We start from the raw sequence: 13646 nt of genomic DNA, 5'->3' as shown, positions 1-13646 counted from the left end.
GTCAGGGACGCGCCGACCGTTCGGCCCGACGCCCCAGTCGGTACCCGAGCCCGGCGGCGAGGGTGAGCAGCCCGACCACGGCCACCACCCAGCCGACGATCTGCTGGCGCGAGACGAACCTGGCCGCCGAGGTGCCGGACGCATCCCAGAGCGAGGACCAGCTCGAGTCGTCCAACGGCGTGTAGGCGAACCAGCCGACGTCGGCGGGTGGGGCCGGTGCCGTGAGCGCGACGACGATCCCGCCGATCACGAGGACGACGCCGAGGACCCACCAGGCATGACGCATCACGGGACCAGTATCGACCGCACCTAGGCCGATCGACGTCGTGGGCGCGACACCATCAGCCAGCACCCCGTCAGCGAGATGGGCACGGTCAGCACGGCCATGAGCGCCACGGCGCCCGTCCGGCGGGTCTGGCAGGCCGACACGGCGTCGTCGTACCCGGGAGCCCGTCCCACGTCGTCGACCCCGTCGCCGACGCTGCTGGCGTTGGCGTGGGGCCACCCGGCCACCGCCACCGACGTGCACACCGTGCCGGAGCGTGGCTCGGCCGCGTCGCGCTCGAAGTTGACGTGCGGTGGGTAGAACGCCAGGAACGCGATGATCGTGGCCAGGACGAACAGCGCCAACCAGGCCAGGGTCGGGGCCAGGTCGCTCCAGATGCTGGGACGGGTCGGCTGGTCGGAGTCGGTCACGGGCGCCCATCCTGCCATCGGGACAGTCGGCACCGACGCCGCAGGAGACCGTGCCGGAGCACTCCCTAGGCTGACCCGGTGACCGACCTGGACCCGAGGACGCCGGTGCTGGTGGGCGTCGGACAGACGATCGAGCGGATCGACGACGCCGACTACGTGGGCCTCTCGCCCGTGGACCTGGCCGCCCGCGCCGCGCGGGCGGCGCTCGCCGACACCGGTGCCGACCCGGCCGCGCTCGCGGCGCTGGTCGACGTGGTCGCGGCGACGCGGCAGTTCGAGAGCTCGACGCCGCTGACCGCCGTACCGTTCGGCCGCTCCACCAACGTGCCGCGCTCGATCGCGCAGCGGGTCGGTGCCGACCCGGCGCGGGCGATCCTCGAGATCGGCGGCGGGCAGTCGCCGCAGAGGCTGGTCACCGAGCTGGCCGGCGAGATCGCGGCGGGACGGGCGGACGTCGTCCTGGTCGCCGGCGGCGAGGCGATGTCGACCCATCGCCACCTCGCCGGACCGGGGCAGCCCGACTGGTCCGAGGACCCGGGTGGGCAGCTCGAGGACCGCGGCTACGGCCTGCGCGGGATGGTCACCCGCCGGTCGCTGGTCCACGGGCTGCACGAGATCGCCGGCATCTACGCGCTGGGCGACAACGCCCGCCGGGCGGCGCGCGGCGAGACGCGCGACGAGTACGCCGCGTCGATCGGCGAGCTCTTCGCGCCGTTCACGCGCGTCGCCGCCGCCAACCCGTACGCCGTCGCGCCGACCGAGATCGCGGCCGGCGACCTGATGGCCGTCGACGAGCGCAACCGGATGATCGTGGCGCCGTACACCCGGCTGGTCGTCTCGCGTGACCTGGTCAACCAGGGGGCGGCCGTCGTGCTGACGTCGGTCGCGACGGCCGAGCGCCTCGGCATCGACCGCGAGCGCTGGGTGTTCCTGCACGGCCACTGCGACCTTCGGGAGCAGGACTTCTACGACCGGCCCGACCTCGCCTCGGCGCCGACCCAGCCCGTCGCCGTGCACGCGGCGCTCGGCATGGCCGGGATGGCCCTCGACGACGTCGACTTCCTCGACCTCTACTCCTGCTTCCCGTTCGCGGTCTCACAGCTGCTCGACGGCCTCGGCCTCGAGCCGGACGACCCGCGCGGCTTCACGCTGACCGGCGGGCTGCCGTTCTTCGGGGGGCCGGGCAACAACTACTCGCTGCACGCGATCGCCGAGGTCGTGGCCCGCACCCGGGCCGAGCCGGGCACGGTCGGCGTCGTCAGCGCCAACGGCGGCACCCTGTCCAAGGTCTCGGTCGGCGTCTACTCCACCGACCCGGCGCCGTGGCGCGCGGGCGAGGACGACCTGCTCCAGGCGGCGGTCGACGGGCGCCCGCGCGTCCCGCTCGACGACCAGCCCGCCGACGGGTGGGCCACCGTCGAGACCTGGACCGTGCGCCACGGGCGGTCGGGCCGCACCGGCCTGGTCGTCGGCCGCACCGCCGAGGGGCGTCGCTTCGTCGCCGCCGGCGTGCCCGGCGACGACGAGCTCGTCGACTGGCTCGAGGGCGACCTCGAGCCGGTGGGCCAGCGGCTGTTCGTCCGGGCCACCGGACCGGCCAACCGGGTGACGCTGACCCGCGAGCGGATGGACGAGCTGGTCCCGCGCGCGCCCGTCGGGTGGCGCGAGGCCTACGACCACGTCGTCGTACGACGAGACGCGGCGGGCGCGGTCGTCGAGGTCGACGTCCCCGGGACGCCGAGCGCCGAGGGGCACCACGAGCTGGCAGCCGTGCTCGACGCGTTCGAGGCCGATCCCTCGGCCCTGGTCCTCGTGCTCCACCTGCCCGACGGCCTCACCGGCGAGCCCGACCACCTGCCCCGCTCCGGCTGGGCCGGGCTCACCGCGCGCCGGGTGACCAAGCCGGTGGTCGCGGCGGTCGGGGGCGACGCCCTGGGCGGCGGGCTCGAGGCGCTGCTCGCCTGCCCGTTCGTCGTGCTCGAGGACCACGCCGTCCTCGCGCTCGACCAGGTCGCCCGCGGCCGGCTCGCGGAGAACGGCGGACTGGTCCGGATGCCGCGCCTGGTGCCTCCGCGCGTGGCCACCGAGCTCGCCGTCACCGGCCGCCGGGTCGAGGCCGTCGAGGCCGTCGCGCTCGGGCTGGCCAACCGCGTGGTCCCCGCCGGGGACGCCGGGACGGTCGCGCGGGCCTGGGCCGACGACCTCGCGGCGCTGCCGCCCCACGCCGTACGCAGCACCCTGGCCGTGCTCGCCGAGGCGGCCGCCGAGCCCGACCTGCTGGCCGCCGTACGTCGACCGCGCCAGGCCTACGACGACGCGCTGCTGGGCGAGTAGCCGCGGCGCGGGGCGACCCCGGGGGAGACTTCACCTGTAAGGCGATGGCCGCAGCGGGGATCTTCGGCGAGGATGTGCTCCGTCAGGAGGGCTCATGAGTGCCAGCACAGGCTTCTCGTCGTCGAGCGAGCGACACGGTGACTGCGTCACCCTCGCCTTCGCCGGCGATGTCGACGTCCTCCAGGTCGGCGCGATCCGCCGACTCCTCAACGACGCGCTGATCGACGGGTGCTCGCTCCTGGTGATCGACCTCTCCGAGGTCACGTTCATGGACTCGGTCGGTCTCGGCGTGCTGGTCGCGACCTGGAAGCGAGCGCGGGTGCTGCGCATCGACCTGGTGGTCTGGCGCCCGTCGCCGCCGGTGGCCACGGTGCTCAGCCTGACCGCGCTCGACCGGGTGCTGCGGGTCGACGTGCGCGACGAGCACCCCGGCATCGACGAGCACCGGACCGCCGCCGGCTGAGTCCCAGCCCTCCGAGGCGTGACAGAGTCCCCACTCATGGAGCTGGTGTCGTTGGAGCGCGGCCGCCAACGCGGCCGGCGCAGCCTGGCCCAGCGGCTGGACCGCTTCCGCGACAAGCGCTGGCAGGTGGCGCAGTGCGCGATCGCCGCCGGTGTCGCGTGGTTCGTCGCCCACGACGTGCTCGGCCACCAGGTGCCCGTCTTCGCGCCCATCGCGGCCGTGGTCAGCCTCGGCACGTCGTACGCCCAACGGCTGCGGCGCGTCTCCGAGGTCACCGCGGGCGTCGCGATCGGGGTGTTCCTGGGCGACCTGCTCGTCGTCTGGCTCGGGTCCGGCCCGTGGCAGATCGCGCTGATCGTCGGGCTCGCCATGACGTCCGCGGTGCTGCTCGACGCCGGGACCCTGTTCGTCAACCAGGCGGCCGTGCAGGCGCTGTTCGTCGCCGCGCTCGCACCCGGCGCCGGTGACTCGCTGCTGCGCTGGACCGACGCCCTGGTGGGCGGGGCGGTCGCGCTGGTGGCGGCCACCGTCGTGCCGTCGGCCCCGCTGCGCCGTCCGCGCGAGCAGGCCGCGGTGGTCCTGGCCAAGGTCGCCGAGCTGCTGCGCGCCGCCTCCGAGGTGATGGACGACGGCGACGCCGAGCGCGGCCTCGACCTGCTCGACGACGCCCGCGCCACCGACCACCTCGTCCGACGGCTGCAGGCCGCCGCCGACGAGGGCATGGCCGTCGTCGCCTCCTCGCCGTTCCGGATCCGGCACCGACCGGGGATCCGTCGGATGGCCGACATCGTCGGCCCGCTCGACCGGGCGCTGCGCTCGACGCGCGTGCTGGTGCGCCAGGTCGCGGTCGGTGCCTACCGCCGCCGCCCGGTCCCGCACGCGTACGCCGTCCTCGCCGGCGAGCTGGCCACGGTCGTGGAGCGGATGGTCACCGAGCTCGGTGACGACCAGGCGCCCGGCGACCTGCGCCACCGGCTCCTCGAGATCGGCGCTGCGACGGGCCGGGTCGAGCGCGCCGACGAGATGACCGCCGAGGTCGTGCTCGCGCAGCTGCGCTCGGTGATCGTCGACCTGCTGATGCTCACCGGGCTCGGCCAGCTCGAGGCGACGGACGCGTTGCCGCCGCCGCCTCGCTGAGGTCCCGGTAGGTCAGAGCAGCAGCCGCAGCGCGGCCTCCTGCTCGACAATCCACGGACTCAGCGCCCACGGCGCCCGCTCGACGACGGAGAGGACGTCGGCGACCTCGACCCAGCGCAGCTCGGCGACCTCGTCGGGGTGGGGGACGGCCTCGCCGACGGGGCGGGCGGTGAAGACCGGGCAGACCTCGTTCTCGACGATGCCGGCGGCGTCGACCGCGCGGTAGCGGAAGTCGGGCAGCAGCGGCTCGATCGCCTCGACCTCGAGGCCCAGCTCGTGCCGCGCATGACGTCGTACGGCGTCCTCGAAGGTCTCGCCCGGGCGCGGGTGGCCGCAGAACGAGTTGGTCCAGACGCCGGGCCAGGTGCGCTTCGACAGCGCCCGCCGGGTGACCAGCGTGCGTCCCGAGGCGTCGCGCAGGTGGCACGAGAAGGCCAGGTGCAGCGGGGTGTCGGTCGAGTGGACGGTCGCGCGGGGGGCGGTGCCGATCGGCTGGCCCGCGTCGTCGAGGAGGACGACGACGTCGTCGGCGTCGGTGGCGGAGTCAGGGGCGGTGACGGTGGTCATAGGCCTCCCACACTAGGGGTGAGGACCCGACGGGCGGCACGTGCGAGGGTCGGGCCATAGCCGTCCGACACGCGTCCACCTCCGTCCACCCGGGGACCTTCGGCGCGCTCGCGGCCGCCGCCCACGGCGGACCGTGCGTCGCGGTCACCACGCTCGCGGCCCTGCTCGCGGTGGCCCTCGACGTCGGCACCGCGTCGGCGGTCGTCGTCACCGCGGCCGTGCTGGCCGGCCAGCTGACGATCGGGTGGGGCAACGACCTCCTCGACGCCGGCCGCGACGCCGCCGTCGGACGCGCCGACAAGCCGATCGCCACCGGCGCCCTGTCACGGCGGCTGGTGCAGCACTGCCTGGTGGCCGCCGCCGTGGCGTGCCTGGTGCTCTCCGCCGCGGCCGGCTGGCGCAGCGGGCTGGTCCACGTCGTGCTGCTCGTGGGCATGGGCCACGCCTACAACCTCGGGCTCAAGGCCACCGTCCTGTCGTGGCTGCCGTACGCCGTCGCGTTCGGCTCCCTGCCGGCCGTCGTCTCGCTCGCCGGCCCGGACCACGCCTGGCCCGACTGGTGGCTGATGGGGGCCGGGGCGACGCTCGGGGTCGGCGCCCACCTGCTCAACACGCTGCCCGACCTCGCCGACGACGCCCGTACCGGCGTGCGCGGCCTGCCGCACCGCCTCGGCGAGGGGGTCTCGCGCGTCGTCGCGGCCGCGGTGCTGCTGACGGCGTCGGTGCTGGCCGCCCTCGGCCCGGGGTCTCCCGGCGCTCTCACCTGGGCGGCGCTCCTGGTCGTCGTCGTGCTGGCCGTGGTGGCCGCGACCGGCCGGGGCCGGTGGCCCTTCCGCGCGGCGATCGCGGTCGCCCTGATCGACGTCGTCCTGCTGGTCGCGGGCGCGCGATGAGGAGCCCCGGATGAGCGGCCTCACCATCGTCGGCGCCGGCCCGGCCGGCGCGTCCGCCGCGATCGGCGCCCGCCACGCCGACCCGTCGCTCGAGGTGACCCTGCTCGACCGGGCCGACTTCCCCCGCGACAAGGCATGCGGCGACGGGGTGGCGCCCCACGTGCTCGACCTGCTCGCGGAGGTCGGGGTCACCGGGCTGCTCGACGACCGCGAGCCCGTCACCACCCTGTCCCTGACCCGCGGCGGCCGCGGCGTCGAGCGCACCATGGCGCGCCCGGCGTACGTCGTGCCGCGGGCGATCCTCGACGGCCGCCTCGTCGAGGCCGCCCAGGCCGCCGGCGCCACCCTGGTCCGCCGTCGTGTCCGCAGCCTCGCCGAGCTCGATGACGCGGCCGTCGTGGTCGGTGCCGACGGCGCCCACTCCGTCGTACGCACGGCCCTGGGTCGTCCGCGGGGCCCGGTGGCGCTGGCGATCCGCGGCTACGCACCCACCCCGGCCGACCAGCGCGGCACCCAGCGGATCGCGTTCGGTGCGCACGGCGACGTGCAGCCGACCTACGCCTGGTCGTTCGACCGCGGGGACGGCCTGGCCAACGTCGGCTACGGCGAGCTGCTCCGCGACGGACGCGCGGCCCCCACCAAGGCACGGCTCATCGAGCGGCTCGAGGAGCTGCTGCCCGGCAGCACCGCCGCCGGTACCGACTGGGTCGGGCACCACCTGCCGCTGTCGACCTCGCGCTGGCACCCCGCCGACGGCCGGGTGCTGCTCGTCGGCGACGCCGCGGGGCTGGTCAACCCGATGACCGGCGAGGGCATCTTCTACGCCGTCGCCACCGGCCTGGCCGCCGGACGCGCCGCCGCCGAGGCGATCGCCGTCGGCGACCCCGACAGCGCCGGGGGCCGCTACGCCCGCGCCACCCGCCCGCTGCTCGCCCGGCACCTGCGTCACACCGCGCTCGCGTCCCGGCTGTGCCGCTCCGGCCGGGTGCTCGACGCGGGCCTGCGCGCCTCGGCCCGTGACCAGCGGGTCTTCGACGACCTCGTCGAGCTCGGCCTGGCCCGCGGCCGGGTCACCCCGGCCCTGGCGCGTGCCCTCGTCGCGTCGTACCTGTCCCCGTCGTCCACCAAGGAGAAGCCATGAGAGTCCTCAGCGTGCGCGGGGTGCTGCCGGAGCACCGCTACCGCCAGGCCGAGATCACCGAGTCGTTCGTCGACCGCATGGTGACCGCCCAGCTCGACCGTCGCGTCGTCGAGCGCTTCCACGCCAACGCGTGCGTCGACACGCGTCACACGGCGCTCCCGCTGGAGCAGTACGCCGAGCTCGCCGACTTCGGCCAGTCCAACGACGCGTTCATCGAGGCCGGGGTCGCCCTGGGCGCCCGGGCGGTCGTCGACGCCCTCAAGGCCGTCGACCTCGCGCCGTCCGACGTCGACCTGATCATCAGTGCCACCGTCACCGGTCTCGCGGTGCCGTCGCTGGAGGCCCGGGTGGCCGGCGTCATCGGGCTTCGGCCCGACGTCAAGCGGGTCCCGCTCGTCGGGCTCGGCTGTGTCGCCGGCGCCGCCGGCGTCGCGCGGCTGCACGACTACCTGGTCGGCCACCCCGACGAGATCGCGGTGCTGATGTCGGTCGAGCTCTGCTCGCTCACGCTGCAGCGCGACGACGTGTCGGTCGCCAACCTGGTCGCCAGCGGTCTCTTCGGCGACGGCGCCGCCGCGGTCGTCGCGGCCGGGGCCAACCGGGCCGCCGAGCTCCTCGGCCCCGCCGAGGTGGGCGCCGTGCAGCCCGAGGTGCTCGACAGCCGCAGCCGCCTCTACCCCGACTCCGAGCGCACCATGGGCTGGGACGTCGGCGCCGGCGGCCTCAAGATCGTGCTCGACAGCAAGGTGCCCGAGCTGGTGGGCCACTACCTGCGCGAGGACGTCGACGGCTTCCTCGCCCACCACGGGCTCACCCGCGCCGACATCGGGTTCTACGTCGCCCATCCCGGCGGACCCAAGGTGCTCGAGGCGATGGCCGACGCGCTCGAGGTCGGCCGCGAGGCGCTGCAGGTCACCTGGGACTCGCTGGCCGCGATCGGCAACCTGTCGTCGGCCTCGGTCCTCCACGTCTTCGCCGACACCCTGCGCGACCACCCGCCCGAGCCTGGCTCCTACGGCCTGCTGCTCGCCATGGGCCCGGGGTTCTGCTCCGAGCTCGTCCTGCTGAGAGCCTAGAAACATGAGCCTCGAGGTGCTGTTCACCGTCGTCATCGGCCTCGTCGGTCTCGAGCGGGTCGCCGAGCTCGTGGTGTCCAAGCGCAACGCCGCGTGGTCGTTCGCGCGCGGTGGTGTCGAGACCGGTCGCGGGCACTTCCCGTTCATGGTCGTGCTGCACACCGGCTTCCTCGTCGGTGCGCTCGTCGAGGTGTGGGTACGCCGCCCCGAGCCGCCGGTGGTGCTCGTCGTGGTCATGCTCGTGCTGGCCGTCGCCAGCCAGGCGCTGCGCTGGTGGTGCATCACGACGCTCGGGCCGCGCTGGAACACGCGCGTCATCGTCGTACCCGGGCTGGCCCCGGTCACCGGCGGTCCCTACCGCTTCCTGTCCCACCCCAACTACGTCGCCGTCGTCGTCGAGGGCGTCGTGCTGCCGCTGATCGGCGGCGCCTGGATCACCGCGCTCCTCTTCACCGTCGTCAACGCGGGCCTGCTGGTGGTGCGGCTGCGCGTCGAGAACGAGGCGCTCGCGAGCCTGCGGTCCCCCTCCTCGTCACCGGCCGTGACGTGACGGACCTACTGGTCGTGGGCGGCGGGCCGGCCGGGCTCGCCACCGCGTTGCACGCCGCTCGCGCCGGACTGTCGGTGCGGGTGCTCGAGCAGCGCGCCGACGTCATCGACAAGGCGTGCGGCGAGGGGCTGATGCCCGGCGCGCTGGCCGCGCTGCGCGGCCTCGGGGTCGACCCGGCCGGCCACCCGATCACCGGCATCACCTACTGCGCCCCCGGCCGTTCGGTCGGGGCGGGCTTCCGGGCCGGCGAGGGGCGCGGCGTACGACGCACCGTGCTGCACGCCGCCCTGCGCGCCGCCGTCGACGCGGCGGGGGTGGAGGTCGCGCAGGCCAAGGTCGACGGCGTCGTCCAGGACGCCGACGGCGTCACGGCGGGCGGCGAGCGCGCCCGCTACCTGGTCGCCGCCGACGGGCTGCACTCGCCGCTGCGCCGCTCGCTGGGGCTCGACCGGCCGGCGCGGGGCCGGGCGCGCTACGGCCAGCGCCGCCACTACGCACTCGCCCCCTGGACGGACCGGGTCGAGGTGCACTGGTCGCGCGACGCCGAGGCCTACGTGACTCCTGTGGGCGACGACCTCGTCGGCGTCGCCGTGCTGTCCACCACCCGCCGCTCCTACGACGACCACCTCGCCGCGTTCCCCGAGCTGCTGGCGCGGCTCGTGGACGCGCGCCCGGCCAGCGACGTCCGCGGGGCCGGGCCGCTGCGTCAGTCCGCGCGGCGTCGTACGGCGGGGCGGGTGCTGCTCGTGGGCGACGCCGCCGGCTACGTCGACGCGCTGACCGGCGAGGGTGTCGCGCTCGCGCTCGGCCAGGCGGGGGCGGCGGTGCGCGCGGTCGTCGCCGACGACGTCGCCGGCTACGAGGGGGAGTGGCGGCGGGTGACGCGCCGCTACCGCTGGCTCACCGCAGGACTGGTGACGGCCACGACGCCCAAGGCCCTGCGCGGGGCGATCGTGCCGGCGGCGCGCGCCCTGCCGCCGGTCTTCTCGCTCGCGGTCAACGCGCTCGCGCGACCCGTCGGGGGAGCGGTCTGATGCCGGTCTGGGCCCAAGCGGGACTGTGGGGACTGCTGTCCGGCGGGACCCTCCTGGTCGGCTCCGCGATCGCGTGGTGGGTCCGGGTGCCGCGCCTCGTGATCGCCGGCGTGATGGCGTTCGGCGCCGGCGTGCTGATCTCGGCCCTGGCCTTCGACCTCGTCGACGAGGCCGAGACCACCGGCGGCCTCGGTGCGGCCCTGGGCGGGCTGGCACTCGGCGCGACGGCGTACGTCGCCGCCAACCTCGTCCTCAACGCCCGCGGCGCCCGGCACCGCAAGCGCTCCGGCACCGAGTCGGGATCCGCGCAGCCCAGCGAGGACGAGCAGTCCGGCAGCGGCACCGCCATCGCGGTCGGCGCGCTCCTCGACGGCATCCCCGAGTCGACCGTGCTCGGGCTGTCGCTGACCTCGGGACACGGCGTCGGCGTCGCGGTGCTGGCCGCCATCGTCATCTCCAACATCCCGGAGGGCCTGTCGAGCTCGGCCGGGATGAAGGCCAGTGGCCGGAGCGCCCGCTACGTCTTCGGCGTCTGGGGCGCCATCGCCGTCGCCAGCGGCATCGCCGCCCTGCTCGGCTACCTGCTCCTCGACGGGGCGTCGCCGGAGCTGGTCGCCACGATCACCGCCGTCGCCGCCGGCGCGATCCTCGCCATGGTCGCCGACACCATGGTGCCCGAGGCCTTCGAGAAGACCCACGTCTTCAACGGCGCGATCTGCACCGCGGGGTTCATCACGGCGTTCGCGATCAGTCGGTCCTGAGCTGGCCCGATCGGGGACCGGTCATGAGTACCCGTACGGCTGGCGGCCACCTGACGCCGGAAGACCCTGAGCCATGACCTCCAGCGAGCAGCCCGTCCACGTCACCACCACCTCCAGCGCAGGCCGGCTCTGGCTCGCGGCCATCGCGCTGGCGATCGTCGCGGCCGCCGCGTGGTTCGCCTTCCTGGGCTGGGACCACGAGTACTACGAGGTCGACGGGGTTCCGCAGGGTCCGTACCGCGCGTGGCAGGTGCTGGCGTGCGGGGCGTCGGTCGTGGTGGCCTCGGTGATCGCCTACCTGCTGACGCGCGGCACCACGGCGATCTTCGTCCTGGCGGCGTCGGCGACCGTCGGCTTCGCGGTGCCCTGGGCCATGGACGCTGCCGCCCACGACGACAGCGGCCTGTGGGTGGTGGGCCTGCTGTTCCTGCTCGTGGGCGCGGGCGCCGGCCTGACGGTCCTGCTGGCACTCTGCTCGCTCGTCCCCACGCGCGGCGGCGGTACGCCGACCAGCTCGGCTCAGCCGCCGAGGGCGCCGAAGATCTGCTCGTAGCGCGCCTTCGGGTCGAGGGTGAGTCCGGACTTGACGAACCTGGCCCAGTCGTCGCCCAGCACCTCCTGAGCGCCCGACTCGATGGCGTCGAGGCCGGCGCCGGCGAGGTCGGCCGGCGAGATCTTCGGTGCCTGCACCCCCTGGGCCATGTCGGTGTCGACCAGGCCCATGTGCACCCCGACGACCTGCGTGCCCTGGGCGGCGAGCTCGAGCCGGGTGCTGTCGGTCAGCATCCAGGCCGCCGCCTTGGAGGCCGCGTAGGCCCCGGCGTTCGGCATGGTGAACCACGACAGTGCCGAGACGACGTTGAGGATGGCGCCACCGCCGTTAGCGCCCAGGATCGGAGCGAACGCCCGCGTCATGAGCAGCGGGCCGTAGAAGTTCGTGTCCATCTCGCGACGGATCGTGGCCTCGTCGCCGTCGACCAGCGCGGTGCCGGTCGAGATGCCGGCGTTGTTGATCAGCACCTGGACGTCGCCCGCGGCCGCGGCCGCCGCCGCGATCTGCGCAGCGTCGGTGACGTCGAGCTCGAGGGGGTGCACCCCCGCGGCCCGGATCGCCCCGGCGTCGCGGGCGGCGGCGTAGACCTTCGCCGCTCCACGCTGCTTGAGCTGCTCGACGAACTCAGCGCCGATGCCCCGGTTCGCTCCGGTGACGAGCACCACCGCACCTTGCAGATCCATGACTGTTCCATTCTGTAGCGATCACTATTGATTGACGTCCGGAACGCTAGCACATTACGTAGTGATCGATACGTTATGGTGGTGGCATGGCCGGCCGACCGCGGAGCTTCGATCGCGACACCGCGCTGCGTGCGGCTGTCGAGCAGTTTTGGCGCGCGGGCTACGAGGAGACCTCGGTGGCCATGCTGACCGCGGCCATGGGCGTGACGCCCCCGAGCCTCTACGCGGCGTTCGGTGACAAGCGCCGCCTCTTCGAGGAGGCCTCGGCCGTCTACTTCGAGCGCACCTGCGAGGCGGTCGACCGCGCCACGGCGCTGCCGACCCTGCGCGAGGCCATCGCCCGGGTGCTCGACGACACCGCCCGCGCCCACACCGACCCCGCCACGCCGGCCGGGTGCCTGATGCTGACCGAGCCCCGGCTGGGCGCGCAGCGCGAGGTCCTGCGCGAGCGGCTCAAGGACCGGCTCGACCAGGGGGTCCGCGACCACGACCTGCCGGCCACGACCGACACCGACCACCTCGCGTCGTTCCTGGTCACCGTCCTGCGCGGGATGTCGGGCTGCGCGCGCGACGGCGGTACCGCCGAGGACCTCCTGGGCATCGCCGCGGTCGCGATGGCGGCCCTCCCCGTGCCTACGCCCGCGTAGGGCCCGACCGTCGACCGAGGAGAGGACCGCATGCTCACCCTGGAGGAGATCTTCCCCCCGTTCGCGCTGCGGATCGCCGGCGGACCGCTGGAGCTCGCCGTGATGCGCGACGACGACCTGCCCGAGCTCGTCGAGCTCGTCCGCGGCGGCATCCAGGATGCCGGTGCGCCCATGCCGTTCCTCCGCGCCTGGCACCAGGAGCCGTTCGCGCCGGGGGCGTCCGACGGGTTCCCCGCCAGCTCCGTGAGGTGGTGGTGGACGCAGCGAGCCATCTGTGCGCCCGCCGACTGGCGCCTGGCCCTCGTGGTCCGTCGCGAGGGTGAGCTCGTCGGGATGCAGGACCTGCACGCGAAGGACTTCGCACGGACCCGCGTGGTGAGGACCGGCTCGTGGTTGGGCAGGGCGCACCAGGGCGCCGGGACCGGCACGCTGATGCGACAGCTCGCCGTCGGGTTCGCGTTCGACGAGCTCGGCGCCGACCAGTGCGAGTCGGGCTACATCGTGGGCAACCACGCCTCGGCCGCGGTCAGTCGCAAGGTCGGGTACGCCGACAACGGCCGGCAACGGATCGTGCAGCACACGCAGCAGGGCGAGGTCGGAGCAGAGGAGCAACGCGTCGTGGTCACGCCCGCCTCCTTCGTCCGTCCGGAAGTGCAGCCCCGGATCGCGGGTGGTGATCGCCTTCGCCGCTTCCTGGGCATCGAGTGGGCGCCCACGCAGAGGTAGAGCGCGGTGCGAGCTCGTATGCCGGGGGCGTCTCGGAAGACGACCTCCCACTCCTCCGGGTCGCCCGGCACTGGTCGAAAGCGGCGGGCAGACCGCTTCGACCACGGCATCTTCATGCACGTGAGGCTAGACGCGTCGGTGGAAGGTGAACGTGCCGTCGGGATGTCGTTGCATGTCGTAGCGGTGGTCGTGGGCCAGGTGGTGGTGGTGGGGGCAGAGCAGGATGCCGTCGTCGAGGTCGGTGGGGCCGCCCCGAGACCAGGGGGTGAGGTGGTGGGCTTCGCACCAGGCGGCGGGGATGGTGCAGCCGCTGGCGCGGCAGGTGGTGTCGCGTAGTGCCATGGCTTTGCGTTGGTGGCGGTTGTAGAGGCGTTGGCTGCGGCCC

Annotated in this window: 17 protein-coding genes; 12 read left to right on the top strand and 5 right to left on the bottom strand. The window is 74.5% G+C overall.

Annotated features, from left to right (window positions below):
• Position 1: 1 nt before the first annotated feature.
• Positions 2–289: a hypothetical protein gene (locus FJQ56_RS21315; protein WP_140011683.1), complete on the bottom strand. Its 288-nt coding sequence runs from the start codon at positions 287–289 to the stop codon at positions 2–4.
• A gap of 20 nt (positions 290–309) precedes the next feature.
• Complete coding sequence (locus FJQ56_RS21310; protein ID WP_140011682.1) at positions 310–696, bottom strand: hypothetical protein; 387 nt, start codon at positions 694–696, stop codon at positions 310–312.
• Between the two features lie 78 nt (positions 697–774).
• Between FJQ56_RS21310 and FJQ56_RS21305 the strand changes: the two genes are divergently transcribed.
• The 3 genes from FJQ56_RS21305 to FJQ56_RS21295 all read left to right on the top strand — a co-directional run bounded on the left by FJQ56_RS21305 (position 775) and on the right by FJQ56_RS21295 (position 4630).
• Positions 775–3030, top strand: a complete 2256-nt coding sequence (locus tag FJQ56_RS21305; RefSeq protein WP_140011681.1) for an acetyl-CoA acetyltransferase — start codon at positions 775–777, stop codon at positions 3028–3030.
• A gap of 94 nt (positions 3031–3124) precedes the next feature.
• Positions 3125–3493, top strand: a complete 369-nt coding sequence (locus tag FJQ56_RS21300) for an STAS domain-containing protein (RefSeq protein WP_140011680.1) — start codon at positions 3125–3127, stop codon at positions 3491–3493.
• Positions 3494–3529: 36 nt separating this feature from the next.
• The gene (locus FJQ56_RS21295) at positions 3530–4630 is read left to right on the top strand and encodes an FUSC family protein (RefSeq protein ID WP_140011679.1); all 1101 of its coding nucleotides are present in this window, start codon (positions 3530–3532) and stop codon (positions 4628–4630) included.
• Between the two features lie 12 nt (positions 4631–4642).
• Here the strand turns inward: FJQ56_RS21295 and idi are convergent, their stop codons facing one another.
• Positions 4643–5197, bottom strand: coding sequence for an isopentenyl-diphosphate Delta-isomerase (idi, locus tag FJQ56_RS21290; protein ID WP_140011678.1), 555 nt, complete (start codon positions 5195–5197; stop codon positions 4643–4645).
• Between the two features lie 56 nt (positions 5198–5253).
• Here idi and FJQ56_RS21285 point away from each other — a divergent pair, with 56 nt between their 5' ends.
• The 7 genes from FJQ56_RS21285 (at position 5254) to FJQ56_RS21255 (ending at position 11205) form a co-directional block, all read left to right on the top strand.
• Positions 5254–6090 carry a UbiA family prenyltransferase gene (locus FJQ56_RS21285; RefSeq protein WP_140011677.1) on the top strand — a complete coding sequence of 279 codons (837 nt, stop codon included), beginning with the start codon at positions 5254–5256 and terminating at the stop codon, positions 6088–6090.
• A 10-nt stretch (positions 6091–6100) separates the two neighbouring features.
• Complete coding sequence (locus tag FJQ56_RS21280; protein ID WP_140011676.1) at positions 6101–7231, top strand: FAD-dependent monooxygenase; 1131 nt, start codon at positions 6101–6103, stop codon at positions 7229–7231.
• Positions 7228–8307, top strand: coding sequence for a type III polyketide synthase (locus FJQ56_RS21275; RefSeq protein ID WP_140011675.1), 1080 nt, complete (start codon positions 7228–7230; stop codon positions 8305–8307). The genes FJQ56_RS21280 and FJQ56_RS21275 overlap by 4 nt, the downstream gene beginning before the upstream one ends.
• A 4-nt stretch (positions 8308–8311) precedes the next feature.
• On the top strand, positions 8312–8857 hold the full coding sequence (locus tag FJQ56_RS21270) for an isoprenylcysteine carboxyl methyltransferase family protein (RefSeq protein ID WP_140011674.1): 546 nt from the start codon (positions 8312–8314) through the stop codon (positions 8855–8857).
• Positions 8854–9891, top strand: a complete 1038-nt coding sequence (locus tag FJQ56_RS21265; RefSeq protein ID WP_140011673.1) for an NAD(P)/FAD-dependent oxidoreductase — start codon at positions 8854–8856, stop codon at positions 9889–9891. Before FJQ56_RS21270 ends, FJQ56_RS21265 begins: the two co-directional genes overlap by 4 nt.
• The gene (locus tag FJQ56_RS21260; RefSeq protein ID WP_140011672.1) at positions 9891–10652 is read left to right on the top strand and encodes a ZIP family metal transporter; all 762 of its coding nucleotides are present in this window, start codon (positions 9891–9893) and stop codon (positions 10650–10652) included. Before FJQ56_RS21265 ends, FJQ56_RS21260 begins: the two co-directional genes overlap by 1 nt.
• Positions 10653–10725: 73 nt before the next feature.
• Positions 10726–11205, top strand: a complete 480-nt coding sequence (locus FJQ56_RS21255) for a hypothetical protein (protein ID WP_140011671.1) — start codon at positions 10726–10728, stop codon at positions 11203–11205.
• On the opposite strand, the gene FJQ56_RS21250 is transcribed toward FJQ56_RS21255, so the two are convergent.
• Positions 11172–11888, bottom strand: a complete 717-nt coding sequence (locus tag FJQ56_RS21250) for an SDR family oxidoreductase (protein ID WP_140011670.1) — start codon at positions 11886–11888, stop codon at positions 11172–11174. The genes FJQ56_RS21255 and FJQ56_RS21250 overlap by 34 nt on opposite strands.
• 86 nt (positions 11889–11974) lie before the next feature.
• Here FJQ56_RS21250 and FJQ56_RS21245 point away from each other — a divergent pair, with 86 nt between their 5' ends.
• A complete protein-coding gene (locus FJQ56_RS21245) occupies positions 11975–12535 on the top strand; it encodes a TetR/AcrR family transcriptional regulator (protein ID WP_140011669.1) in 561 nt (186 codons plus the stop codon).
• Positions 12536–12565: 30 nt separating this feature from the next.
• Positions 12566–13261 carry a GNAT family N-acetyltransferase gene (locus FJQ56_RS21240; protein ID WP_140011668.1) on the top strand — a complete coding sequence of 232 codons (696 nt, stop codon included), beginning with the start codon at positions 12566–12568 and terminating at the stop codon, positions 13259–13261.
• 126 nt (positions 13262–13387) lie between these two features.
• Here the strand turns inward: FJQ56_RS21240 and FJQ56_RS21235 are convergent.
• On the bottom strand, positions 13388–13646 hold a 259-nt coding region (locus tag FJQ56_RS21235), incomplete at its 5' end, for an HNH endonuclease signature motif containing protein (RefSeq protein ID WP_140011667.1).

Origin of the sequence: Nocardioides plantarum (genome assembly GCF_006346395.1) — a bacterium.
In the GTDB taxonomy this organism is placed as follows: domain Bacteria; phylum Actinomycetota; class Actinomycetes; order Propionibacteriales; family Nocardioidaceae; genus Nocardioides; species Nocardioides plantarum.
This window is presented reverse-complemented; position numbering and strand designations above follow the sequence as displayed.

Excerpts from the sequence above, each read along its gene's own strand:
- FJQ56_RS21260 (WP_140011672.1), top strand. The coding sequence starts at position 9,891 with ATGCCGGTCTGGGCCCAAGCGGGACTGTGGGGACTGCTGTCCGGCGGG.
- idi (WP_140011678.1), bottom strand. The coding sequence starts at position 5,197 with ATGACCACCGTCACCGCCCCTGACTCCGCCACCGACGCCGACGACGTC.
- FJQ56_RS21300 (WP_140011680.1), top strand. The coding sequence starts at position 3,125 with ATGAGTGCCAGCACAGGCTTCTCGTCGTCGAGCGAGCGACACGGTGAC.
- FJQ56_RS21280 (WP_140011676.1), top strand. The coding sequence starts at position 6,101 with ATGAGCGGCCTCACCATCGTCGGCGCCGGCCCGGCCGGCGCGTCCGCC.
- FJQ56_RS21270 (WP_140011674.1), top strand. The coding sequence starts at position 8,312 with ATGAGCCTCGAGGTGCTGTTCACCGTCGTCATCGGCCTCGTCGGTCTC.
- FJQ56_RS21250 (WP_140011670.1), bottom strand. The coding sequence starts at position 11,888 with ATGGATCTGCAAGGTGCGGTGGTGCTCGTCACCGGAGCGAACCGGGGC.
- FJQ56_RS21295 (WP_140011679.1), top strand. The coding sequence starts at position 3,530 with ATGGAGCTGGTGTCGTTGGAGCGCGGCCGCCAACGCGGCCGGCGCAGC.
- FJQ56_RS21240 (WP_140011668.1), top strand. The coding sequence starts at position 12,566 with ATGCTCACCCTGGAGGAGATCTTCCCCCCGTTCGCGCTGCGGATCGCC.
- FJQ56_RS21275 (WP_140011675.1), top strand. The coding sequence starts at position 7,228 with ATGAGAGTCCTCAGCGTGCGCGGGGTGCTGCCGGAGCACCGCTACCGC.
- FJQ56_RS21245 (WP_140011669.1), top strand. The coding sequence starts at position 11,975 with ATGGCCGGCCGACCGCGGAGCTTCGATCGCGACACCGCGCTGCGTGCG.
- FJQ56_RS21255 (WP_140011671.1), top strand. The coding sequence starts at position 10,726 with ATGACCTCCAGCGAGCAGCCCGTCCACGTCACCACCACCTCCAGCGCA.